At 68.1% G+C, this 24,335-nt stretch carries 19 protein-coding genes; 6 read left to right on the top strand and 13 right to left on the bottom strand.

Going from position 1 to position 24,335, the window contains the following annotated elements:
• Positions 1–8 precede the first annotated feature (8 nt).
• Positions 9–1,958, bottom strand: coding sequence for an arylsulfatase (locus BCR55_RS20260; RefSeq protein WP_053297967.1), 1,950 nt, complete (start codon positions 1,956–1,958; stop codon positions 9–11).
• Between the two features lie 452 nt (positions 1,959–2,410).
• Between BCR55_RS20260 and BCR55_RS20265 the strand changes: the two genes are divergently transcribed.
• Both BCR55_RS20265 and BCR55_RS20270 read left to right on the top strand, forming a co-directional pair.
• Positions 2,411–4,111 (top strand): ShlB/FhaC/HecB family hemolysin secretion/activation protein, encoded by a 1,701-nt coding sequence (locus BCR55_RS20265; RefSeq protein ID WP_065495665.1) that lies wholly within the window; start codon positions 2,411–2,413, stop codon positions 4,109–4,111.
• Positions 4,112–4,256: 145 nt separating this feature from the next.
• A complete protein-coding gene (locus BCR55_RS20270) occupies positions 4,257–6,188 on the top strand; it encodes a filamentous hemagglutinin N-terminal domain-containing protein (protein WP_065496689.1) in 1,932 nt (643 codons plus the stop codon).
• A gap of 137 nt (positions 6,189–6,325) precedes the next feature.
• Here BCR55_RS20270 and BCR55_RS20275 read toward each other — a convergent pair whose 3' ends face one another.
• The 3 genes from BCR55_RS20275 to BCR55_RS20285 all read right to left on the bottom strand — a co-directional run bounded on the left by BCR55_RS20275 (position 6,326) and on the right by BCR55_RS20285 (position 9,774).
• Entirely contained in the window at positions 6,326–7,636 is a 1,311-nt protein-coding gene (locus BCR55_RS20275; protein ID WP_006404412.1) for an MFS transporter, read from the bottom strand.
• Positions 7,637–7,853: 217 nt separating this feature from the next.
• On the bottom strand, positions 7,854–8,747 hold the full coding sequence (locus tag BCR55_RS20280; protein WP_053297970.1) for a DMT family transporter: 894 nt from the start codon (positions 8,745–8,747) through the stop codon (positions 7,854–7,856).
• A gap of 55 nt (positions 8,748–8,802) precedes the next feature.
• Positions 8,803–9,774 (bottom strand): LysR substrate-binding domain-containing protein, encoded by a 972-nt coding sequence (locus tag BCR55_RS20285; RefSeq protein ID WP_006411050.1) that lies wholly within the window; start codon positions 9,772–9,774, stop codon positions 8,803–8,805.
• 127 nt (positions 9,775–9,901) lie between these two features.
• Here BCR55_RS20285 and BCR55_RS20290 point away from each other — a divergent pair, with 127 nt between their 5' ends.
• Positions 9,902–10,921, top strand: coding sequence for an NAD(P)-dependent alcohol dehydrogenase (locus BCR55_RS20290; protein ID WP_053297971.1), 1,020 nt, complete (start codon positions 9,902–9,904; stop codon positions 10,919–10,921).
• A gap of 67 nt (positions 10,922–10,988) precedes the next feature.
• Here BCR55_RS20290 and BCR55_RS20295 read toward each other — a convergent pair whose 3' ends face one another.
• The 3 genes from BCR55_RS20295 to BCR55_RS20305 form a co-directional block, all read right to left on the bottom strand.
• Positions 10,989–12,179 (bottom strand): porin, encoded by a 1,191-nt coding sequence (locus BCR55_RS20295; RefSeq protein ID WP_065495667.1) that lies wholly within the window; start codon positions 12,177–12,179, stop codon positions 10,989–10,991.
• A gap of 117 nt (positions 12,180–12,296) precedes the next feature.
• The gene (locus BCR55_RS20300) at positions 12,297–13,079 is read right to left on the bottom strand and encodes an ABC transporter substrate-binding protein (protein ID WP_065495669.1); all 783 of its coding nucleotides are present in this window, start codon (positions 13,077–13,079) and stop codon (positions 12,297–12,299) included.
• Positions 13,080–13,149: 70 nt separating this feature from the next.
• The gene (locus BCR55_RS20305; protein WP_006411065.1) at positions 13,150–14,319 is read right to left on the bottom strand and encodes a M20 aminoacylase family protein; all 1,170 of its coding nucleotides are present in this window, start codon (positions 14,317–14,319) and stop codon (positions 13,150–13,152) included.
• 143 nt (positions 14,320–14,462) lie between these two features.
• Between BCR55_RS20305 and BCR55_RS20310 the strand changes: the two genes are divergently transcribed.
• Both BCR55_RS20310 and BCR55_RS20315 read left to right on the top strand, forming a co-directional pair.
• Positions 14,463–15,416 (top strand): LysR substrate-binding domain-containing protein, encoded by a 954-nt coding sequence (locus BCR55_RS20310; RefSeq protein WP_035487990.1) that lies wholly within the window; start codon positions 14,463–14,465, stop codon positions 15,414–15,416.
• Between the two features lie 55 nt (positions 15,417–15,471).
• On the top strand, positions 15,472–16,086 hold the full coding sequence (locus BCR55_RS20315) for a LysE family translocator (RefSeq protein ID WP_006411064.1): 615 nt from the start codon (positions 15,472–15,474) through the stop codon (positions 16,084–16,086).
• A gap of 161 nt (positions 16,087–16,247) precedes the next feature.
• Here the strand turns inward: BCR55_RS20315 and BCR55_RS20320 are convergent, their stop codons facing one another.
• The 3 genes from BCR55_RS20320 to BCR55_RS20330 form a co-directional block, all read right to left on the bottom strand.
• Positions 16,248–16,787, bottom strand: coding sequence for a cytochrome P460 family protein (locus BCR55_RS20320; protein ID WP_053297974.1), 540 nt, complete (start codon positions 16,785–16,787; stop codon positions 16,248–16,250).
• Positions 16,787–17,830, bottom strand: a complete 1,044-nt coding sequence (locus tag BCR55_RS20325) for an alpha/beta fold hydrolase (RefSeq protein WP_053297975.1) — start codon at positions 17,828–17,830, stop codon at positions 16,787–16,789. The genes BCR55_RS20320 and BCR55_RS20325 overlap by 1 nt, the downstream gene beginning before the upstream one ends.
• Before the next feature lie 271 nt (positions 17,831–18,101).
• The gene (locus BCR55_RS20330; RefSeq protein ID WP_006404426.1) at positions 18,102–18,806 is read right to left on the bottom strand and encodes an SDR family oxidoreductase; all 705 of its coding nucleotides are present in this window, start codon (positions 18,804–18,806) and stop codon (positions 18,102–18,104) included.
• Between the two features lie 134 nt (positions 18,807–18,940).
• On the opposite strand from BCR55_RS20330, the gene gcvA reads away from it, so the two are divergent.
• Positions 18,941–19,834 carry a transcriptional regulator GcvA gene (gene gcvA, locus BCR55_RS20335; protein ID WP_006411619.1) on the top strand — a complete coding sequence of 298 codons (894 nt, stop codon included), beginning with the start codon at positions 18,941–18,943 and terminating at the stop codon, positions 19,832–19,834.
• 21 nt (positions 19,835–19,855) lie between these two features.
• On the opposite strand, the gene BCR55_RS20340 is transcribed toward gcvA, so the two are convergent.
• The 3 genes from BCR55_RS20340 to acnB all read right to left on the bottom strand — a co-directional run bounded on the left by BCR55_RS20340 (position 19,856) and on the right by acnB (position 24,259).
• The gene (locus tag BCR55_RS20340) at positions 19,856–20,050 is read right to left on the bottom strand and encodes a hypothetical protein (protein WP_065495671.1); all 195 of its coding nucleotides are present in this window, start codon (positions 20,048–20,050) and stop codon (positions 19,856–19,858) included.
• Positions 20,051–20,060: 10 nt separating this feature from the next.
• A complete protein-coding gene (locus BCR55_RS20345) occupies positions 20,061–21,260 on the bottom strand; it encodes a PLP-dependent aminotransferase family protein (protein ID WP_059940654.1) in 1,200 nt (399 codons plus the stop codon).
• A gap of 413 nt (positions 21,261–21,673) precedes the next feature.
• Positions 21,674–24,259, bottom strand: a complete 2,586-nt coding sequence (gene acnB, locus BCR55_RS20350) for a bifunctional aconitate hydratase 2/2-methylisocitrate dehydratase (RefSeq protein ID WP_006397781.1) — start codon at positions 24,257–24,259, stop codon at positions 21,674–21,676.
• Positions 24,260–24,335: the final 76 nt, after the last annotated feature.

Genomic DNA, 24,335 nt, shown 5'->3' on the forward strand with positions numbered 1-24,335 from the left:
CCGAATCCTCAGTAATAGCCGCGCGGACGCAACGGCTCGACGCCGCCGACGTTGCTCATGTACGCCTTCCACTGATCGATCAGCGTGCTGACCACCGACGGATTCTGCGCGGACACGTCGGTCGTCTCGCCGCGGTCCGTCGTGAGGTCGTACAGCTGCCAGTGACCGTCGAGCGGCCCGAGCGGCGGCTCGGTCCACAGCGCCTTCCAGCGGCCGTCGGCGCTGCGCAGATACGCGCGGCCGTAGGCTTCGTCGCCGAACGGCGCGGTGTGCACTTCGCCGTTCGCGGCGCCGGTCAGGACCGGCAACAGCGACTGGCCGGTGACCGGATAGACGTAGCGGTTGCCGTATACGACCTTGCCCTTGTTCTGATCGACGCCCGTCAGCGTGTTGATCAGCGGCGGGGCCGGCTGCGACGGCGGCGTCACGCCCGCCACGGCGAGGAACGTCGCCGTGTTGTCGGTCACGTGCGTGAACGCGCGCAGCGTCGGCAGTTGCTGCGTCTGGCCCGGCAGATGAACGATCGTCGGCGTCGAAACGCCGCCTTCGGCCGAATAGCCCTTCGTGAGCCGGAACGGCGTCGCGCTCACCTCGGCCCAGCGCAGCCCGTACTGCAGCCGCTGCGCGTTCTGCTTGCCGTTGTCGGTACCGAGCGCCGAATACGTCGGTTCCTGCGCGTTCGCGGTATCGGTCGCGGTCGGGTCCGCGCCCGAATCGATCGGCCAGCCTTCGGCGCCGTTGTCGGACTGGAACATGATGAACGTGTTCTCGTATTCGCCGATGTCCTTCAGGTGCTGGATCAGCAGGCCGATGTTGTAGTCGAGGTTCTCGACCATCCCCGCGTAGATCTCCATGTAGCGCGCCTGCGCCTTGCGTTCGGCCGGGCTCAGGCTCGACCACAGCTTGTCGACCTTGCCCGCGCCGTAGTCGCGGTAGCCGTCGGCCGCCGAATGCACGGCGCTGACGTATTTCGCGTTGGCGGTGCCGTCGTTCGCCGTCGCGGGCGACGCGACCGTCGTCTCGGGCAATCCGTCGAACGGCTTGAAGTCGGCCGGAATCAGGCCGAGCGCCTTCTGCCGCGCGATCCGCGCGTTGCGGATCGCGTCGTAGCCGGCGTCGTAGACGCCCGCGTACTTGTGCAGCCACGGATCGGGCACCTGCAGCGGCCAGTGCGGCGACGTGTACGCCGCATATGCGAAGAACGGCTTGCCGTCGCTGTGATTCGAATCGATGTACTGGATCAGCTTCTGCGTATAAAAATTCGTCGAATAGAACACCGTCGGATTGCCGCCCGCGCCGCCCGGCTGCCCGGGCTGGCCCGGCTGCACGTAGCGGCCGTCCTCCGTGTAGTTCGACGAGCCGGCCGGCTCGTGCGCGAAGTGATTCGTCGCCGCACCGCCAAGCAGCACGTAGCTGCGCTCGAAGCCCCATTGATCGGGCGTCTGCCCGCTGCCCGTCGCGCTGCCGACGATGCCCGAGCCGATGTGCCACTTGCCCGCGATATACGTGTGATAGCCGGCATCCTTCAGCAGCTGCGCGAACGACAGCGCGCGATCGTTCAGATAGCCCTCGTAGCCCGGCAGCCCGCGCCGCTCGTCGGTCGGCACGCCCATCGTCCCTTCGCCGACCAGATGATGATCGGTGCCCGAAATCAGCATCGCGCGCGTGATCGCACACACGGTGCCGGTATGGTGGTTCGACAGGATGCGGCCCGACGCGACGAGCGCGTCGAGGTTCGGCGTGTTGATCTCGCCGCCGAACGCGTGGATGTCGGAATAGCCGAGATCGTCGGCCATGATGTAGAGGATGTTCGGGCGCTTCGCCGATGGCGTCGCGTCGGCCTGCGGAGGCGGGTTGCCGTCGACGCCGCCGCACGACGCGAGCGACAGCGCACCGGCAGCGATCGCGCATACGACGCGAAGACGGAACGGGACCGAACGTGACGCGGACATGCTCATGCTTTATCACCTGAGGGACGGAGCGGCGATGGTAGCGTCCGGCACGCGGGGTCCAAAGTCGAAATCGTCACAAGCTAACAGGCAGGCGGAATATCGGGATAACGGATCGCGGACGCGGCGGGCGGATTTTCGGTGGGCGGTGTTAATTCGTATTTGTCTTATTTGATCGCCTCAATAATTCGTCATTGAACGAAGGTGTATTTGCCATATTCGCGATGTTGTTCCGAATTTGTCATAAAAACTCGGCGCGTTTCGCGTATCGACACGCTCGCCAAAATACTCGCATAAATACAACACTCCGGACCGCCGCCAATCTCTATATCACGCACAAATTCCATCCGATTCATCGACATACGAAATTATCTCGATTTAATCGACAAAAGCAGATGCCGTTCAAACTCCCTTTACGCATATAGAATCCGGTCGATTTCACCGCCTCAATCGATCCGGACATGCGCAACCCGATTTATGCAGTGCGAACGCTATGCACTGTCGCCCTGCTGTTGCGCTGCGTTATCTCCATCGCGCAGGACACGCGTTCCTATGCGCCGCCTACCGACACCGCCCATCGCCAGGCCGAACAGATCGATCATCTGCGCGAGCAGCTCGCGCCGCCCATCGACGCGCTGTCCGCACGGCCGCCGCACGCGACGGACCGCTTGTCGCTGCCGGCCGAAGCCGATTGTTTTGCGATCCATACGATCGAATGGCGGCACGCCGAAGCGTTTCCCTGGCTGCCGCGCGAAGCGGCCGTCGAGCGCGCGTGCATCGGGCCGCAAGGCTTGCGGGCGCTGCGCGACTGGGCCACGCGCCGGCTGATCGCACGCGGCTATATCACCTCCGTCGCCGTCATTCCCGAACAGGATCTGTCCGGCGGCCGGCTCGTCGTCGAGATCGTGCCCGGCCGCGTCGGCACGATTCGCGACGCGGGCGGCCGCATCGGCTGGCCCGCGCCGCTGTTCCCGCGGCATGCGCACGGGTTGCTGAACGTGCGCGATCTCGACCAGGCGCTCGAAAACGTGCGGCGTCTGCCGGGCCAGGCCGCGACCGCGTTCGATCTCATACCGGGCGCGGCGCTCGGCGACACCGACATCGTCGTCCGTCATCCGGCGGAGGCGCGCCGCGTGCGCGTACTCGCGACCGCCGACAACGCCGGTCTCGATGCAACGGGACGCAACCAGCTCGGCGCGATCGTCGCGGTCGATTCGCCGCTCCATCTCTACGATCAGCTCGTCGTCACGTACAACACCGATGCCGCGCGCGGCAACAAGACGCTCGGCTCGCAAGCCAGAAGCGCCGCGTGGAACGTGCCGATCGGCTATGCGTCGGTGTCGGTCGGCATCAGCGAATGGACGTCGCGGCAGACACTGCCCGCCACTGCCGGCGGCGAAGCCGCGCTGTCGCTCGCACAGCGCACGCGGCGCTACGAGGCCGCGCTGCGCGTCGTGCCGTACCGGACGAGCCACGGCAAGACGACGCTGCGCTTCACGCTGTCGCGCCGCGACGACCGGAGCCGGCTCGGTTCGACCGAACTCGACGTGTATCGGCGCGACATCGTCGGTTACGACCTCGGCATCGCGCATCGCGAGAAGCTCGCCGACAGCGCGCTCGACGCCGGCTTCGGCATGCGCGGCAGCATCTCCGCGCTCAGCGCGCATCCGGGGCGCGTCAACGATCGGCCCGCGTGGGACGGCCGCTATCGCCTCTTCACCGCGACGCTCGCGGCTGACGCGCGCTTTCGTATCGGCGCGCGTCGCTTCGGCTATCGCGGCACGTTGCGCGTGCAGCACGCACCGGGCGCCGCACCGTCCACCGAGTTTCTCCAGATCGGCGGCCGCTACACGGTGCGCGGCTTCGACGGCAATCAGACGCTCGCGGGCGCGAACGGCTGGATCTGGCGCAACGAACTCGCCACCGGCGCGTTCGGCGCGAACGAAATCTATGCGGCGCTCGACGCCGGCCGCGTGTCGGGCGCCGGAGCGGCCGAAGGCGCAGGCCGCGGCGGACGCACGCTCGTCGGCACGTCGGTCGGCGTACGCGGCGGCTATCGGCTCGTCGGCTACGACGTCGCGCTCGGCGCGCCGCTGCACAAGCCCGCGCTGCTGAACACGGCGGCGGTCGCGCTCGACGTATCGCTGACCGCCCGTTTCTGATGCGCGTGCGCGTCCGCACGCGCCGTTCGTCATGGAGGATCACGCCATGTAAATCGTTCGCCCGTCACGGCCGCGCCGCATCGCGGCCAGTTCCGGCGCGGCCTGCGCCGTGCCGTCGTTTTGAACCCTCATCATCGGGATGATCATGCAACACACTCGTCAACCCCATCTCCCTCCCGCGCAGCCATGCGCGCGTCGCGCGCTCGTCGCGGCACTCGCGTGCGCGATGCCGCTGTTCGCCGCGCATGCGCAGAACGCGCCGCTCATCGTCGATCCGTCGGCCGCCCATCGTCCGACGCTCGCGAATGGCGCGAACGGCACGCCGATCGTCAATATCGCGGCGCCCGACGGCGCGGGCCTCTCGCACAACCGCTTCACCGAGTACAACGTGGGTGCCGCGGGCCTCGTGCTGAACAACAGCGTGCACGCGGTCGACACGCAGCTCGCAGGCCGCATCGACGGCAATACGCTGCTCGGCGGCAGGCCCGCGTCGGTGATCCTCAACCAGGTGACGGGCGGCAACGCGTCGATGCTGGCCGGCGCGACGGAAGTCGCCGGGCAGGCCGCGCGCGTGATCGTCGCGAATCCGAACGGAATCGGCGTGAACGGCGGCAGCTTCATCAACGCGAATCACGTGTCGCTCGTCGCCGGTACCGTCGAATTCGACGAGCAGGGTGCGATCCGACAGTTCCGCACCGAGCACGGCCGCATCGCGATCGACGGCGCGGGGCTCGATGCGCGCGACGTCGACCAGCTCGATCTCGTGTCGCGCACGCTGCAGGTCAATGCCGCGCTGCACGCGCGCCGCGTGACGGCTGTCGCGCAGCGCGGTACCGCGAACGTCGAGCGGCCGGGCAGTCATCAGTTGTCGGGTCAAGGCGACGGCGCGATGCCCGACGTCGCGATCGACGTGTCGAAGCTCGGCAGCATGCACGCGTCGGCGATCACGATGCACGGTTCGTCGGCCGGTGTCGGCGTGAATCTCGCGGGCAAGGTCGATGCGGTCACCGGCGGCATCGCGATTTCGTCGGGCGGGATCGTGAAGGTGCAGGACGGCGGCAGCCTGACGGCCGACCGTCTGTCGATCAACGGCAACCTCGACAACGCGGGCAGCGTGCGGGCGGGGCGCGCGCTGAGCGCGATGGGGACGCTGCACAACCGTGCGGGCGGCCGCATCGAAAGCGGCGGCACGCTGTCGTCGATGGGCAGCGTGCGCAATGCAGGCACGCTGCATGCGGACGCCGCGATGTCGCTGATGGGCGCGCTCACGAACGAGCGCGGCGCGCGCATCAGCAGCTACGGACGGATCAATCAGATGGGACACGTGAGCAATGCGGGAGAACTCGTTCAGTTCGCGCCGCGGCCCACGGTGACGCCGGTGGAGGATAAGCCGGCGTCGACGGCGCCGGCGGGTGTTGCGGGGAACGGCGTGGGTGCATCGGAAGGGGCGACGGCGGTTGTGGAGAAGCCTGTCGCGCCGACAGCGCCCGTCGTCGCGGAAAACAAGCCGGCTCTGCCTGAACTTTCGACGCCGATCACGGAGAAGCCCGTCGCTCCGACCGCACCGATCATCGTGGAAAACAAGCCGGTTGTGCCTGAAGTCTCGACGCCTGTCACGGAAAAGCCCGTCGCACCGACCGCACCGGTCGTCGCGGAAAACAAACCGACTCGGCCGAACGTTCCGACGCCGATCACCGGGAAGCCTGTCCCGCCGACAGTACCCGTTATCGCAGAAAGCAAGCCGACTCAGCCCGACGTTCCTAAGCCGGTTACGGAAAAGCCCGTCGCACCGACCGCACCCGTCGTCGCGGAAAACAAACCGCCTCGGCCCGCCCGGCCGACCGCACCGATCGCCGCCAAACCGTTCCCGCCGACGATCGCGGCCTTTGCGCCGATCTTCATTCCGCCGATCACGATTCCGTCGATCACGATCGCGCCGATTCGTCCGATCGGCTTCCCGACGTTTGCGTTTTCGCCGATCGCGCCGCCCGCGCTGCCGACATTCGGCATGATCCCGCGACCGACGGTGTTCGCGCCGATGCCGGCGTTCTCGCTCACGCTGGCATCGCGCGTCTGATCACGCGCATGCGATAGTCGGCCCACCGCCGACCACGATTCGCGGCGAACGCACCGCGCGCGACGCATGCGCCTTATCGCACACGCGTCGCGCGCTTCGTCCAAGCGCCGCCGCACGCGGCACGGAAGCACGCCGAGCTATCCCGCCCGCCGCGCGGCCATCGGCATCGCGCGCCGACGCGACGCGATCCGCAGCCCGAGCACGCCGCCGACGAGCAGCGCGACCGCGACGAGCAGCAGGGCGAGATCGTACGAATGCGTGACGTCCTTGATCCGCCCCATCACCGGCGGCAACGCGAGCCCCGCGATATTCGCGACGGCATTGATCAGCGCAATGGACGCCGCAGCAGTCAGCCCCGACACGTACTCGGTCGTCACGGCCCAGAACACCGGCGTCGCGGCCCAGTTGAAGCCGACCGCGAGCACGAGCAGCGCATACGCGACCGGCAGCACATGCACATAGATCGCGCCGATGAGCAGCGCGCCCGCGAGCAGCATCGGCACGCCGAGATGCAGCGCGCGCTCGCCGCCGAGATCCGAATGCCGGCCGTTCACATACATCGCGACGCACGCGAACAGGAACGGCAACGCGGACAAGCTGCCCACCGCGAAACTCGACTGCCCCGACAGGCTCTTCACGAGCAGCGGCAAAAACAGCGTGAGGCCGATCGTGCCGAACGCCTGCAGCAGCCAGAACGCCGCGAGCGCCCACACGTTGCGATCGCCGAACGCGCGACGCAGCGCAGCGCCATGCGACAGATGCTCGCGCGGCGCGGTATCGCGCAGCGTCGCTTCGAGCCACGCGCGCTCGTCGGCCGGCAGCCAGCGCGCATCGGCCGGCGTATCGGGCAGGCGGCGCAGCACGACGATGCCGAGCAGCAGTGCGGGCAGGCCTTCGAGCAGGAACAGCCAGCGCCAGCCTTCGACGCCGAACACGCCGTTCAGGTTCAGCAGCGCGCCGGACAGCGGCAGCCCGATCACCGACGCGAGCGTCGCGCCGATATAGAAGAACGACATCGCGCGTGCGCGATCGCTCGCCGGATACCACGCGGACAGGTAGTAGATGATGCCCGGCGTAAAGCCGGCCTCGGCCGCACCGAGCAGCAGACGCATCGCATACAGCTGTCCGGGCGTATGCACGGCGCTCATCCCCGCCGCGATCACGCCCCACGTGATCATGATGCGCGCGATCCAGCGGCGCGCGCCGACCCGCGCAAGGAACAGGTTGCTCGGCACCTCGAACAGAATGTACGTGACATAGAACAGCCCCGCGCCGAGCCCGTACATTTCCGCGCTCAGGCCGAGATCGGCGTTCATCTGCAGCGCGGCGACCGAGATGTTCGAGCGGTCGATGTACGCGACGAGATAGAGCAGCATCAGGAACGGTATCAGCCGCAGGTTCAGGCGGCGCATCGTCGCGGCGTGCAACGGCGGGGCGGCAGCGGTCATCGGCATGTCTCCTGGATCGAGTCGCTTGCCGCGCGCACGCGTTGCACGGCGCGCGGCATCGTTGCGCCGCGTGAGCGCGACGCTTCTGTCTGTCCGATACACCGTAGCAGTCGCGCGAAAACAGCGTCAATTATCGGGAAGCCGTCTCGATATGTGAGATATCGACCCGCCGCCGTGCAGGGCCGGCCTATGTGCACGCGCACCGCATGCATAGCGCTCAGTAACGCATCACGAGATACAGTCCGGCGGCCGCCAGCGCCATGCCGGGCCAGGCAAGCGCACCGATCGTCTCGCCGAGCACCGCGAGCGCGATCAACGAGGTGGCCGGCGGAATCAGGAAGAACAACGCCGACACGCGCGACGCTTCGCCATGCCGGACCATCGCGAGCAGCAGCGAGATCGCGATCAGCGAATTGCAGATCACGAGATACGCGAGCGAGCCGGCGAGCCCGGCGCTCCAGTGCACATGCATCGGTTCGAGCGCGAACGCGAGCGGCGCGCTCACCGCGAGGCCGACCGCATATTGCACGAGATTTGCGCCGACCGGATGGACGTCGGTGCCGAAGCGCTTTTCCCACAACGTGCCGCCCGTGATGCACGCGAGCGCCAGCAGCGCGAACGCGAGCGCCCACGGCGATGCGATCGCGACCGAACCGCGCGCGAGGATCACGAGCACCGCGCCGGCCGCGCCGAGCGCGAGTCCGACCCAGCGCAGCGCGCCGACGCGCTCGCCGGCGAGCGCCGGCGCGAGCAGGCCGACGAGGATCGGCTGCTGCGACGTGACGAGCGCGACCGCACCGGCCGACATGCCGAGCTTCAGGCTCAGATACGTAAACGAAAAATAGCCGGCCTGCAGCAACAGGCCGACGACGATCAGATTCAGCCATGCTCGGCGCGTACGCGGCATCGCGGGCCGCAGCCACAGAAACGGCCCGGCGAGCAGCGCGACCACGCACGCATAGCGCAGCGCGAGAAACGTCAGCGGATCGGCATCGCGCAAGCCGAGCTTCAGGAACACGAAGCCGCTCGACCACAGCAGCAGGAACAGCGCGGGCGCCGCCCGCAGCCAGCCGGGCTTGCCACCGCGATCCGACGCGCCGATCACGCTCATGGATTGTCCGAAACGCTCACGATGCGGCCATCATACGCGCCGGCGCAACCGCACGTCAGGCGGCGGAACGCGCACGTCGCGCACGCGAACGCGGCGGTGTCGGCGCCGGCGGCGCAACGCCGTCCGACGCCAGCATGCGCGGAATCTCGTCGACGAGCGCATCGATCGCCACACGCACCTTCGACGGTACGTGCCGCGCCTTCGGCCGCACCGCCGACACGTCGGCGCCCGACACGCTGTTGCTGTCCATCACGAGCGCGAGACGGCCGTCGCGCAGGTACGGCGCCATCAGCCAGCACGGCAGCCATGCGAGGCCCGCGCCGGCCGCCGCGGCCTCCGCGATCGCCTGCAGGTCGTCGAAGCGCAGGCGGCCGGCCACGCGATGCTCGCGCACCTCGCCGTCCGCGCCGATGATCCGCCACGGCACGGGCTGGCCGCCGCGCGCATAGGCGATGCCGACGTGCGACGCGAGTGCGTCCGGCCCCGACGGCCAGCCGTGCCGGTCGAGATACGCGGGCGACGCGCAGATGCCCATCCGCTGCACGCCGAGCCGCCGGCCGACCAGCGCCGTCGTGTCCGCGAGCACACCGATGCGCACCGCGATGTCGAAACCGTCGTCGATCAGGTCGGCGACGCGATCGCTGAACGACATGTCGACCTCGAGCCGCGGATGACGCTCGACGAGCCGCCGCATGACGGGCGCCACGCATTGCCTGCCGAACAGCACCGGCACGCTGATGCGCAGCCGCCCGGCCGGCTCGCGGCGGCCCGCGTCGAGCGCGGCTTCCGTGTCGCCGAGTTCGGCCAGCAGCCGCCGACATTGCTCGTAGTACAGATGTCCTTCGTCGGTCAGGTTGAGCTGCCGCGTCGTGCGCTGCAACAGCCGCACGCCGAGCCGGCGTTCGAGCCGCGCGACGACCTTCGCCACCGCCGAGCGCGTGACGCCGATGCGCAACGCCGCCGCGGCGAAGCTACCCGATTCCACGACCTCGACGAATTCGGCGACACCCCTTAACCGCTCGTCCATGCGATGTCACTCCGTTGCATGCGCGCATTTGTTTCCGCATTGGCGACAGTCAGTGTCCCGATTCTCGTCAATGCGTCCCGTCAAGCAACACTATGATAGTCCGGACACTCACGAACAAGGAGTCGACATGCAAGCATGGCAACAGGCACCGGGCGACGGCCTCGCCGGACTTCGCCGCATCGATGCGACGCACCGGCCGGTCGGACCGACCGACGTCGTCGTGAAGATCCATTCGGTATCGCTGAACTATCGCGATCTGATGTTCGCGCGCGGCGACTACGTCGGCATCGGCGACGCACCGTTGATTCCGGTCGCGGACGGCGCCGGCGAAGTGGTCGAGATCGGCCGCGACGTCACGCGCTTCAAGCCCGGCGATCGCGTGATCAACACGTATTTCCCGCGCTGGATCGACGGCCCGCCCACGCCGTCGAAAGTCGCCGGTTCGCCCGGCGCGCAGTTCGATGGCGTGCTCGCCGAGCGCTTCGTCACGGACGAAGCCGCACTGGTCGCGATCCCTGCACATCTCGATTACGGCGAGGCATCGACGCTTTCATGCGCGGGAATCACCGCATGGAATGCGCTGTTCGCCGACGGCGGCCTGACGCCCGGTTCGACCGTCGTGCTGCTCGGCACCGGCGGCGTATCGATCGTCGCGCTGCAGCTCGCGCACGCGGCGGGGCTGCGCACGATCATCACGTCCTCGAGCGACGCGAAGCTCGAGCGCGCCCGCGCGCTCGGCGCCGACGAGACGATCAACTATCGCGCGACGCCCGACTGGCAGCACGAAGTGCTGCGGCTCACGGACGGCGCGGGCGCCGATCTGGTCGTCGAAGTCGGCGGCAAGGACACCTTGCCGCGCTCGGTCGCGGCGACCAGGCTGGGCGGCGTCGTGTCGGTGATCGGCGGCGTCAGCGGCTTCGGCGGCCCCGACCTCGGATTGCTGTCGCTGATCGGCGGCATCCGCCGGCTGCACGGCATCATGGTCGGCAGCCGCTCGATGCTCGACGAAGTCGTGCAGTTGTTCGACAGAAAGCAGCTCCGCCCGATCGTCGATCGCGTGTTCGGCTTCGACGAGGCGCCGGCCGCCTATGCGCATCTGCAGTCGGGACAGCACTTCGGCAAGGTCGTGATCCGCGTCGCGCAATAAAGCGATAAGCGGAACGGGGCGGACGACTCGCGCCGCCCACCCCGTGCTCGACTGCCGCGTGTGCTCGTCAGAACTTGTGTCGAATCCCCGCGTGCACCATGACCTGCTTCGACGTCGACGACAAATCGGCCGCGCCCGGGATATAGGCCTGATCGAGCGACGAGCCGGTCGCGTCGCCGGCCACGCGCTGGTACGCGCCCATCACGTAGACGTCCGTGCGTTTCGACAGGTTGTAGTCCGCCATCAAGCCGACCGAATGGATCTTCGGCTTTGCACTGCCCGTCGTCGCGTCGTAGCGCACCGTCGTGTACACGTACTGCGCGCCGACGAAGAACGCGGGCGTGAACTGGTATTTGCCGTTGACTTCGAAGTTCTGATACTTGATCGACGTGACGGTCCCGCCCGCGAGCGGCCCCGTCACCGGCTGGATCGTCTCGTCGCCGAACAGGTAGCCGACGTTCGCGCTCGGCCGCGTGACGTTGCTGTTCGTGTAGGCGAACCCGACCGTCGCCGGCCCGGCCGTGTAGTTGATGCCCGCGCCGAAGATCCGCAGCCGCGCGGACGCGAAGTTCGCATCGGCGCCGACCGAACCGGAACCCGCAATCGCGCCGCCAGACGTCGCGCCGGGGTCGTTCGCGTTCAGGAACGCCGCGCCGATCAGCAGCCCGCCCTGCTCGTACTGCGCGCCAACGCTCCACTGCCGGCTCCGCGCAAAGCCCGTCTCGTTGCTGAAGCTGTACGTGCCGCCGAACGAGAAGCCCGCGAACTCGGGGCTCGCGTATTTCACGGTGTTGTTCACGCGGAACGTGTTGCCGGTGTTGTCGTTGTCGAGCGGATGCGAGAACGGATACACGCCCCAGCTCCCGTTCGCGGTCGTCGGCGCGAGATAGTCGACGAGCGAATCGTACTGGCGGCCGAGCGTCACGGTGCCGAAGCGCGTGCTGGCGAGCCCGACGTATGCCTGCCGGCCGAACATCCGGCCGCCCTGCGCGAGCGTGCCGCTGTTCACGTTGAAGCCGTTCTCGATCTGGAACAGCGCGCGGTAGCCGCCGCCGAGCTCTTCGCTACCCTTCAGCCCCCACCGGCTGCCCTGCGCGAAGCCACTCGCCATCTGCCATGCGGCATGACCGCCGACGTTGTTCGTATAGTCGATCCCCGCATCGACGAGGCCGTACAGCGTCACGCTGCTCTGCGCGAACGCGAAGGCGGGTGCGGCGCACAGCGCCGGAATCGCGACGAAAGCCGATCTCCAGTTCATCTTTTTTCCTTATGGGTGTGGTTATGCCGCACGCGATGCGAGCGCGCGATGCGAGGCGTCGCGTCGTCTGCGGCGTTGCGGTGCGCCGCGCGTCGTGGCCGCGCGGCGCCCCTTCGTTTACTTCGCGCCGTAGATGTCGAAGTCGAAGTACTTGCGGTTGATCCGCTGATACGTGCCGTTCGCGAGAATCGTCGCGAGCGCGCGGTTGAACGCTTCGCGCAGTTCGGCGTCCTGCTTGCGCAGCCCGAGGCCGTCGCCCTGGCCGAAGTACTTCGCGTCGTCGATCGGTGCGCCGACGAACGCGAAGTCCTTGCCCTGCGGCTTTTTCAGGAAGCCGTCGCTGGCCGCGATCGACGCCTGGAACGCGGCATCGAGCCGCCCGGTCACGAGGTCGGCGTACACCTGATCCTGGTTCTGGTACGACACGATCTGCGCGCCGGCGGGCTGCCAGTTCGCGATCGCGTAGTCGGCCTGCGCCGAGCCCTGTTCGACGCCGACGCGCTTGCCCTTCAGCGCTGCGGCCGTCGGCAGCAGCGGCGAGTCCTTGCGCGCAATCAGCCGCGCAGGCGCGTTCGAGATGCGGTTCGTGAACGCGATCTGCTGCATCCGCTTCGGCGTGATCGTCATCGACGAGGCGATCACGTCGAACTTGCGTGCGAGCAGCCCCGGAATCATCCCGTCGAAGCTCGACTCGACCCAGACGCATCGTGCATGCAGCTCGGCGCACAGCGCATTCGTGATGTCGACGCCGAAGCCGGTCAACGTGCCGTCCGGCAGCTTGTACTCGAGCGGCGGATAGGTCGGATCGACCGCGAGCCGAATCTCCTTGCCCGTCCAGTCGCCTGCATGCGCGGCGCCCGCCGCCAGCGCCGCCACGAGCGCCATCGTCCACTTCTTCATTGCCAGTCTCCTTGTATGAACCGAAATCGTGCGGCCGCATCGGCGGCCCGGCTGCCGCGCGTGCGCGACATCACGCCAGATAGCGCTCGGCGAGCGCGATCCAGTAGCTCGCGCCGATCGCGAGGCTTGCGTCGTTGAAGTCGTAGCCGGAGTTGTGCAGCGCGCAGCCGGCCGCGCCCTCGCCGTTGCCGATCGACAGGTAGCTGCCGCGGCACGCATTCAGCATGAACGCGAAGTCCTCGCTCGCCGCGATCGGTCGCAGATGCGGAATCAAGGCGCCGTCGCCGCCCCATTCGCGCGCGACTTCGCGCGCGAACGCCGTCTCCTCCGCGTGATTGACGAGCACCGGATAGCCGTGCCGGTAATCGATCTCGGCCGTCGCGCCGTAGCTCGCGGCCTGCCCGTGCACGATCTCGTGGATACGCCGCTCCAGCAGCGCGCGCACGTCCGGCGACAGCGCACGCACGCTCAACGCCAGCTCCGCGTGCGACGGAATCACGTTCGATGCGGTGCCTGCATGGATCGAGCCGGCCGTGACGATCGCCAGCTCCTGCGGATTCACGTTGCGCGATACGACCGTCTGCAGCGCCATCACGATCGACGCGCAGACGACGACCGGATCGACCGTCGTATGCGGCGCCGCGCCGTGGCCGCCGCGGCCGGTCACGCGTACGCGCACTTCGTCGGCGGACGCCATCGCGGCGCCGTCGCAGAAGCCGAGCACGCCGGTCGGCAGGCCCGGCACGTTATGCATCGCAAAGATCGCATCGCACGGAAACTGCTCGAACAGCCCGTCGTCGATCATTCGCTTCGCGCCGCCGAGCCCTTCCTCGGCCGGTTGAAAGATCAGGTTCAGCGTGCCGGTGAAACGCGCGCGCTGCGCAAGACAGCGCGCGGCGGCCAGCAGCATCGCCGTATGGCCGTCGTGACCGCACGCGTGCATCACGCCGTCGTGCCGGCTCGCATGCGGCAGCCCGGTGGTCTCGACGATCGGCAGCGCGTCCATGTCCGCGCGCAGGCCGAGCCGCTTCCCGTCGCCGCGCGCGAGCGTGCCGACGACGCCCGTGCCGCCGAGCCCGCGCGTCACGCGATAACCCCACGTTGTCAGGCACGTCGCGACGAGGTCGCTCGTCGCATGCTCTTCGAAGCCGAGCTCCGGATGTGCGTGCAGCCGGCGGCGCAGCGCGATCATCTCCGCCTCGATCGCCGCCATTTCCGGTGGAATGCGTGCTGGATTCACCCTGGATACTCCTCGATGCCGTGTCGTTGCCGATCGCCGGGATGACGGATCGTGGCGCGATCGTATGCAGCGAAAATCCCGGCGAACAGCCGCGGTTTCGTTATGATGACAACCTTTCGTTGTCGGGTATCGGGTGTCGGACCATGAAACTGCATCAGTTGCAGGCGCTCGTCGCGAGCGCCGAGGCCGGCAGCATCCGCGGCGCGGCGCGCACGCTCGGCTTGTCGCAGGCCGCAGTCACGCGCGCGCTGCGCGAGCTGGAGGCCGCCGAGCGGCTGCCGCTGCTCGTGCGCGCGCCGGAAGGGATCGGCTTCACCGAATACGGCAAGGCGCTGCTCACGCACGCGAAACTCGTACTGAAACAGCTCGAGCAGGCGCACGACGATCTCGCGCGGATGCGCGGCCGCGTCGACGGGCGGCTGAGCATCGGCGTGACGCCGTGGCTCACGCTGACGTTTCTCGCGGAGACGGTGCTGCGCTTTCGCGAACGGATGCCGGACGTGCGTCTCGAACTCTACGAAGCGCTGATGGCCGTCGCGCAACCGCTGCTGCGCGACGGCAGCATGGATTTCGCACTGGGCCACGTCCACCCCGGCAGCGGCGCGCAGGAATTCGCATTCGAGCCGATGCTGCGCTACGAGACGGCGGTGATGGTGCGCGCGGGGCATCCGCGCGAGCGCGCACGCTCGATCCACGATCTGCTCGACGACGACTGGGTGCTCAATTCGACGGCCGACGGTCAGACGGCGCTCGTCGACTATCTGTTCACGCGGCACGGCGCGCGCATCGACGAGCGGCGCATCGTGCGCGCGCAGTCGGTGTCGATGCTGCAGACGATGCTCGAGCAGGCCGACATGTGCACGTGGTGCCCGACGATCCTCGCCGCGGTGCCGTCGTTCGGCGAACGGATGCGCGCGCTGTCGCTGAAGGAGACCTTCGAGCCGCGCGAGCTCGGTGTCGTCACGCGCCGCAGCAGTACGCTCAGCGAGGCCGCGCGCTGCTTCATCGAGTGCCTGCTGCACGTGATCCGGCGGCATGCGCGGTCGGCGCGCAAGGAAGACCTCGCGCTGTTCAAGACCGTGTCGCTGCTGATCTGACGCGCCACCGAACGGTTAAGATGGAAGCCTTGCCCGCGTCCGCCGAGGAGTTCCGATGCCTGCCCACCTCCACCTGTTGCTGCCGCTCGCCGGCGTGCTGCTGCTGAGCGTCGTCAGCCCCGGACCGAACTTCGTGATCGTCACGTCGACGGCCGTCGCATCGCGACGCGCGGGCGTGATGACGAGCGTCGGCCTCGCGGCCGCGTCCGGCACGTGGGCGGCCATCGCGATCGCCGGGCTGAGCCTGCTCGTCACGCATGTCGCGTGGGTGCATACCGCGCTGCGGATCGCGGGCGCAACTTATCTGCTGTGGCTCGGCGCGAAGATGATCGCGACCGCGCGGCGGCCGCTCGCCCTGTCGTCCGAGCCCGGCCGCTCGGGCTGGCGCGCCGCGCGCAACGGCTACGTGGTCAGCATGACCAATCCGAAGGCCGTCGCGTTCTACGGGAGCGTGTTTGCGCTGATGGTGCCCGCGCACGCGCCGGCGTGGTTCGCGCCGGCCGTCGTCGGCATCTCGATTGCGATCTCGGGCGCATGGTACGGCGCAATGGCGCTGCTCGCGTCGCATCCGACGGTGCGCCGGCTGCTGATCCGGCGCAAGGCCGTGCTCGATACGACGGCCGGCGTGCTGCTGATGGGGCTCGGCGGGAAGATGCTGGCCGGGCGATGACGTACGGCGCGGTGCGGCGCGCGCGTTCCGCGACGCTGCGCGCTGCGCGATGCGGCGGCAGCTCGCGAGCCGTTCGCTCGCGGCGCGCCGTCGCAACGCAATGAAAGCAACGTGCCGCGCGCAGCCGGGCCGTTACGCGAGACTGCTCGCATCGAATCGCGTCAAGGCGCAAGCCGCGTGAACACGTAGTCATGCTGCTTCACGCGCGCCTGATGGCACGCAAAGCACGTCTGGTGCTGGCCAATGTCGGCCGGCACGCCGTCGATGAAGCGTCCGAAGCCCCAGCCGCCCGTCGATGCGTAGCGGCGCGAATCCTTCACCATCACCTGCACGGTCGTCGCCTGACCGGGCACCGTCGCGGGCGCGAACTCGTCGGACTGCTTGCGCTTGTAGGCGAGTTTCACGAGGATCGTGCCGTCCGGAAACGGCAGCGTCGCCCGCTCGAGCGCACGGATCGCGACCGGATTGCCGAGCACGACGCGCAACTCGTCGAGCGGCGCTGCTTCCTCGGCCGGCGCGACCATTTCCCATTTGCGATAGCCGGGCGGAATCGTCACGCCGTAGATCGGCGACGCGGCCGGTTTCGACGGGACGGTCTGCTCCGCGCACGCAACCGACGCGCTCGCCGCCCACGCGGCCGCGATCAGCATCCGTGCGGCGATCGCGCGGCCGCGCCGCGACGTGCCTGCTGCCGCGCGCATCACAGACGCTCCACGTGCAGGATCGCATCGGCGAATGCCTGCGGCGCTTCCTGCGGCAGGTTGTGGCCGATGCCGCCGGTGATCGTCCGATGCTGATACTTGCCGGTGAATTTCTTCGCATAGGCGGCCGGTGCAGGATGCGGCGCGCCGTTCGCGTCGCCTTCCATCGTGATCGTCGGCACGGTAATCGCGGGCCCTGCCGCGAGGCGCCGCTCGATCTCGTCGTATTGCGCCTCGCCGTTCGCGAGGCCGAGCCGCCAACGATAGTTGTGAATCACGACGGCCACATGATCGGGATTCCGGAACGACGCGGCGCTGCGCGCGAACGTGTCGTCCGAGAAGGCCCACTTCGGCGATGCGAGCTGCCAGATCAGCTTGTTGAACGCATCGCAGTTCGCCGCGTAGCCCTGCGCGCCGCGCTCGGTCGCGAAGTAGAACTGATACCACCACTGCAGTTCGGCCTGCGGCGGCAACGGCTTGCGGTTCGCGTCCTGGCTGCCGATCAGGTAGCCGCTCACCGAGACGAGCGCCTTCACGCGCTGCGGCCACAGCGCAGCGATGATGTCCGCCGTGCGCGCGCCCCAGTCGTAGCCGCCGAACACCGCACGGTCGATCTTCAGCGCATCCATCAGCGCGACGATGTCGACGGCCGTCACCGCCTGCTGACCGTTGCGCATCGTGTCCGCCGAGCGGAACGTCGTCGACCCGTAACCGCGCAGGTACGGCACGATCACGCGATACCCGGCAGCCGCGAGCAGCGGCGCGACTTCCGCGTAGCTGTGGATGTCGTACGGCCAGCCGTGCAGCAGAAACACGACGGGGCCGTTTGCGGGGCCGACGTCCGCATAGCCGACGTTCAGCAAACCGGCGTCGATCTGACGGATCGGGCCGAACGCGGCGCCGCCCGCCGCACGCGGCTGCGCGGCTGAGTCGGGCGCGCCCTGCGCATGCGCGAAGTCGCCGAATCCAAGGTCGGCCAGGCTCAGGCTCGCGAGCGCCGTGCCGAGGATCAGGCGGCGGCGGGTGTTCACGGTGTCGGACATCACTCGTTCTCCAGGGTCGATCGGTCGGGAAAGGGTCGGCGGCGTCCTGCGAACGCGTCGACTGCGTCGTTCGCCGCCGCGTCGCCGAGCGACCGCGGCAGGCGTGCACGACGCTTCACCGGTTTTATATCCGAACGATCCGGACGGTTTGTATCTCACCGTATCCGGCTTTGCGCACGACACACAGCGATTCAAAAATCGCGGCGAAACGACGCTTTCCGGAGAATCGGCACGGTGCCGGCTCGCGCACGAGCCGGCGCGGCCGCTGCGCTCAGAGCGCCTTCACGATCGCGCCGTCGACGCGAATGTTCTGGCCGGTGATGTAGCCGGCGCCGTCGGACAGCAGGAACGCGACCGTCTTCGCGATCTCGGCCGTCTTGCCGAAGCGGCCGGCGGGAATCCGCGCGACGATCTCCGGCGTTTCCGGCCAGCTGTCGATGAAGCCGGGCAGCACGGCATTCATGCGGATGTTGTCGCCCGCGTAGCGCTCCGCATAGAGACGCGTCCACGCGCTCAGCGCCGCGCGCAATGCCGACGACACCGGCATCGGCTGCTCCGGCGCATCGGCCGCGAAGCTCGAGATATTGACGACCGCTCCGCCGCCCTGCTTCTGGAACACCGGCGTCACGCGGCGCATGACGCGCACGACGTTCAGCAGGATCAAGTCGAGCCCCGCATGCCAGTTGTCGTCGGTAATCGACAGCAGATCGCCCTTCGGCGGATGGCCCGTGTTGTTCACGACCGCGTCGATCCGGCCATAGCGCGCGAGCGTGTCCTGCACGAGCCGTTCGATATCGGCTTCCTCGGTGACCGACCCGCGGATTCCGAAGCCGCCGAGTTCGTCGCCGAGCGCGACCGCGCTGCCGGACGGCGACATCAGCGCGACGCGATACCCGCCCGCCGCCAGTTCGCGCGCGATCGCCGCGCCCATGCCCTTGCCCGCCGCCGTGATCAGCGCCACTTTTTCTACAGTCACGATGTGCTCCTCGTCACGATGCTTTCGCCGCGCAGCCGCCAGCCCGCGCGCCTCGGTGGTAATGTAGGCGCATCGCGCATCGCTGTCGAACCAGTATTTCTGCGCACCGCCAATAGATTTTCTACAGTCATTCGATGCCGCCCCGCATTTCCCGTCTGCCGCCGCTCAATGCGCTTCGCGCCTTCGAAGTCGCGGCGCGCCATCTGAATTTCCGCGCAGCCGCCGACGAGATCGGCGTCACGCAGGGCGCGGTCGCGCAGCAAGTGCGCCATCTGGAGGACGTGCTGGGGCTGAAGCTGTTCGAGCGCCTGCCGCGCGGGCTCGCGCTCACGCACGACGGCGCCGCGTATTTCTCGGACGTGCAGCGCGCGCTGCATGCGATCGCCGACGCGACCGACCGGCTCGTGAAGCGCCGCGCGACGCTGACGATCAGCACGACGCCGTCGTTCGCGTCGAAGTGGCTGATCCCGCGGCTCGCGCAGTTCACCGACGCGCATCCGGATATCGACGTGCGCGTGATCGCCGATCAGCAACTCGCGACGTTCCGTCACGACGGCGTCGATCTCGCGATCCGCTATGGAAAGCCGCCGTTCGGCAAGCACCTCGCCGCGCATGCGCTGTTTCCGCTCGACGTATGCGCCGTATGCAGCCCCGCGCTGCTCGCCGCGCCTGCGTCGCCGCGCGCGCTGGCCGGCCACGTGCTGCTGCACGATGCGCACGACTTGTGGCCCGCGTTCATCGCGGCGCTGCCCGAGCCCGTCGACGTCGATCCGCACAAAGGGCTGCGCTTCAACCAGACGTCGCTCGCAATCGATGCGGCCGTCGCGGGGCAAGGCATCGCGCTCGCGACCGATCCGCTCGTCGAACGCGACGTCGCCGCCGGACGACTGTGCAAGCCGTTCGATTTCGCGTTTCCGCTGTCGGTCGGGTTCTATCTCGTGTACCCGGCCGAGCGGCGCGACGACGACGCGATCGCAGTGATGCGCGACTGGATGATCGGCGCGGCCGCGTCGGACCCGCGCGAGTGAACGCGCGGTCGCGCCGTCGCGTCAGTTGTAGCCGAGCACGGCCGGCGCAGCGTCGCCCGCGTCGCCCGCGTCGGCTGATTCGGCGCCGAAACGGCCGAGCACGTCGGCGACGTACTGCGGGCCCGCGCTGATCTGCGACGACCGATGCTCGACAGGGCGCGGGCAGGCCGAATGGCGCACGTTGGCGGTGGCGGTGTCGTCGACGATGACGTTCATGCTGTTCTCCTCAAGCGGCCAGCGCCGCGCGATAGGCGCGCGCGAGACGCGCGACGCCTTCCCGGATCGCCTCGACGTCCGGCGCGGCGAACGACAGGCGCAGCGATGCGTCGTCCGGGTTGTCCGCGAAGAACGCGTTGCCCGGCACGAACACGACCTTGTTCGCGATCGCCTGCTGCAGCAGCGCCGCCGACGACACCGCACCGAGCCGCGCCCAGACGAACATCCCGCCTTCGGGCCGGTGGAATTCGATCGCGTCGCCGAAGCCGTCGCGCAGCGCATCGCACATCGCGTCGCACTTGCGCCGATATGCGGCGGCGATGCGCGGCAGATGACGTTCGAGCGCGCCGTCCGCGAGATACTCGGCGGCGCTCGCCTGCGTCCACGGCGTGCTGCAGAGGTCGACCGTCTGCTTGGCGATCACGCAGCGCCGCGCGATTTCGGGCGGCGCAATCGTCCAGCCGACACGCAGCCCCGGCGCGACGATCTTCGACAGGCTCGCGAAATGCACGATCCAGTCGCGTGCGCCGTCGACTTCGGCGGCGAGCGCGAGCATCGACGGCACCGCTTCGCCGGCAAAACGCAGGTCGCCGTACGGATCGTCCTCGACGATCAGGAACCGGTGCTGCACGGCAAGGCGCAGCAGCTTCAGGCGACGCTCGCGCGTGAGCGTCGCGCCCGTCGGATTCGCGAAGGTCGGCACCGTGTAGAGCAGCTTCGGCTGCGCGATCGTGCCGTCGGCGAGCCGCGCGGCGAGCCGATCGACGTCGACGCCTTCACCGTCGACCGGAATCGTGACGATGTGCGCCTGCTGCAGACGCATGGCCTGCAGCGTCGCCGGATAGGCGGGCTGTTCGGTCAGCACGACGTCGCCCGGCGACACCAGCACGCGCAGCAGCAGGTCGAGCCCCTGCTGCGAGCCGGTCGTGACGAGCAATTCGGCCGGCGTGCAAGCAACGCCGCGCCGCATCATCAGCGCGATCAGCTGCTGCTTGAGTTCGGCGAGCCCGTCGGTCGGCCCGTACTGCAGACAGCGCACCGGCTCTGCATACGCGCGTGCGGCGGCCGCGGCGAGGCCGTCCGTATCGAACAGGTCGCTGGCCGGATAGCCGCCCGCGAAGGAGATCATCCCCGGCTCGGCGAGATACTTGAACAGCTCGCGAATCGGCGAGCCGGCGGGATGCTGAAACGAGGGAGTGAACGCGTACATGTCGTCGTGGGCTCAATGGCGGCGAACGGCCGGGATGGCCGCCGCGCGCCGGCCGGCGCGGCGCATCGCGCGCCGCGGACGGCGAATTCGAGCCACGATTGTCGACAGTCATTAAGGCCGCCGCAAACGATATCTATGCACTAGGTCTTGCGCTTTGGTCATCACGTCGCGGTGGCGCGGCGTTCGGAAACGCGGTGCGGCCGCGGGCGCTGCCGCCGATCGTCGAAGCGCTTCGCGATCCGCGTCGGTGGATCTGCGCTGCCGCGCCTTCCGCGCGGCGCACGGCGACACGCGACGTCGGCGGCAAAACGTCGACGCGTCCCCCAAAAAAAGAAGGCGCCGCCCGTTTTCCCTGGCGGCGCCCTGTCGCGGACGCTGCGGCGAACCTGCGTCGCCGCAGCCCGACTGCGTGCTTAGACCTGCACGGTGTCGGCGACTTCCTTGAAGTCTTCGATCTGGTCGAAGTTCATGTACTTGTAGATCTTGTCGCCGTTCGCGTTGATCACGCCGATGTCGGCCATGTACTCCTCCTTCGTCGGGATCCGGCCGAGTCGCGAGCAGATCGCCGCCAGTTCCGCCGAGCCGAGATACACGTTCGTGTTCTTGCCGAGACGGTTCGGGAAGTTGCGGGTCGACGTCGACATGACCGTCGCGCCTTCGCGCACCTGCGCCTGGTTACCCATGCAGAGCGAGCAGCCCGGCATTTCGGTACGCGCGCCGGCCGTGCCGAACACGCCGTAGTGACCTTCCTCGGTCAGCTGCTTCTGGTCCATCTTGGTCGGCGGGGCGACCCACAGCTTGACCGGAATGTCGCGCTTGCCTTCGAGCAGCTTCGATGCCGCACGGAAGTGGCCGATGTTGGTCATGCACGAACCGATGAACACTTCGTCGATCTTCGCGCCGGCGACGTCGGACAGCGTCTTCACGTCGTCCGGATCGTTCGGGCAGGCGACGATCGGCTCGTGGATGTCCGCGAGGTCGATCTCGATCACGGCAGCGTATTCTGCGTCCGCGTCCGGCTCGAGCAGCTTCGGATCGGCGAGCCATTGCTCCATCGCCGCGATCCGGCGCTGCAGGCTGCGCGCATCCTGATAGCCCTGCGCGATCATCCACTTCAGCAGCGTGATGTTGCTGTTCAGGTACTCGATGATCGGTTCCTTGTTCAGACGCACCGTGCAGCCGGCCGCCGAACGCTCGGCCGACGCATCCGACAGCTCGAACGCCTGTTCGACCTTCAGATCCGGCAGGCCCTCGATCTCGAGAATGCGGCCCGAGAAGATGTTCTTCTTGCCCTGCTTCGCGACCGTCAGCATGCCCTGCTTGATCGCGTACAGCGGAATCGCGTTGACCAGATCGCGCAGCGTCACGCCCGGCTGCATCTTGCCCTTGAAGCGGACCAGCACCGATTCCGGCATGTCGAGCGGCATCGTGCCGGTGGCCGCCGCGAACGCGACGAGGCCCGAACCTGCCGGGAAGCTGATGCCGATCGGGAAGCGCGTGTGCGAGTCGCCGCCGGTGCCGACGGTGTCGGGCAGCAGCATGCGGTTCAGCCACGAGTGGATCACGCCGTCGCCCGGACGCAGCGAAATGCCGCCGCGCGTGCTGATGAAGTTCGGCAGCGTCTGGTGCGTCTTCACGTCGACCGGCTTCGGATACGCGGCCGTGTGGCAGAACGACTGCATCACGAGATCGGCCGAGAAGCCGAGGCACGCGAGATCCTTCAGTTCGTCGCGCGTCATCGGGCCCGTCGTGTCCTGCGAGCCGACCGAGGTCATCTTCGGTTCGCAGTACGTGCCCGGACGCACGCCCTTGCCTTCCGGCAGACCGCATGCGCGGCCGACCATCTTCTGCGCGAGCGTGAAGCCCTTGCCGCTGTCGGCCGGCTGATGCGGCAGACGGAACAGCGTCGACGGCGGCAGACCGAGCGCTTCGCGCGCCTTCGCCGTGAGCCCGCGGCCGATGATCAGCGGAATGCGGCCGCCTGCGCGCACTTCATCGAACAGCACGTCGGACTTGACCTGGAATTCGGCGATCACTTCGCCGTTCTTCAGCGCCTTGCCTTCGTACGGACGCAGCTCGATGACGTCGCCCATTTCCATCTTCGACACGTCGAGCTCGATCGGCAGCGCGCCGGCGTCTTCCATCGTGTTGTAGAAGATCGGCGCGATCTTGCCGCCGAGACACACGCCGCCGAAGCGCTTGTTCGGCACGTACGGAATGTCCTGGCCGGTGAACCACAGCACCGAATTGGTGGCCGACTTGCGCGACGAGCCCGTGCCGACCACGTCGCCGACGTACGCGACGAGATGGCCCTTTTCCTTCAGCGATTCGATGAACTTGACCGGGCCGCGCTTGCCGTCTTCTTCCGGCGTGATGCCGGGGCGCGCGTTCTTCAGCATCGCGAGCGCGTGCAGCGGGATGTCCGGGCGCGTGGTCGCATCCGGCGCCGGCGACAGATCGTCGGTGTTGGTTTCGCCCGGCACCTTGAACACGGTGACCGTGAGGCTTTCCGGCACTTCCGGACGGCTCGTGAACCATTCGGCGTCGGCCCAGCTCTGCATCACGGCCTTCGCGTTCGCGTTGCCCTTGTCGGCCAGTTCCTTCACGTCGTGGAACTGGTCGAACATCAGCAGCGTTTTCTTCAGGGCATCGGCGGCGACCGCGCCGACTTCGGCGTCGGACAGCAGCTCGATCAGCGGCTGAATGTTGTAGCCGCCGAGCATCGTGCCGAGCAGTTCGGTCGCACGCGCACGCGAGATCAGCGGGCAAGCGGTCTCGCCCTTCGCGACGGCCGCGAGGAAGCCGGCCTTCACGCGCGCCGCTTCGTCGACGCCTGCCGGCACGCGATGGGTGATCAGATCGAGCAGCGTCTGCTCTTCGCCGGCCGGCGGGTTCGTCAGCAGTTCCACCAGTTCGGCGGTTTGCTGGGCCGTCAGCGGCAGGGGGGGAATACCGAGCGCGGCGCGGGCGGCCACGTGAGCACGAAAGTTTTCAAGCATGGGGGGACCTGCTGATGTTGCGTTTCAGGGGAAGGCTTTTCAGGCGCTCCGAGGCTGTTCCGGGCACTGCATCGAC

It is taken from the genome of Burkholderia sp. CCA53, assembly GCF_001685525.1.
Taxonomy (GTDB): Bacteria; Pseudomonadota; Gammaproteobacteria; order Burkholderiales; family Burkholderiaceae; genus Burkholderia; species Burkholderia multivorans.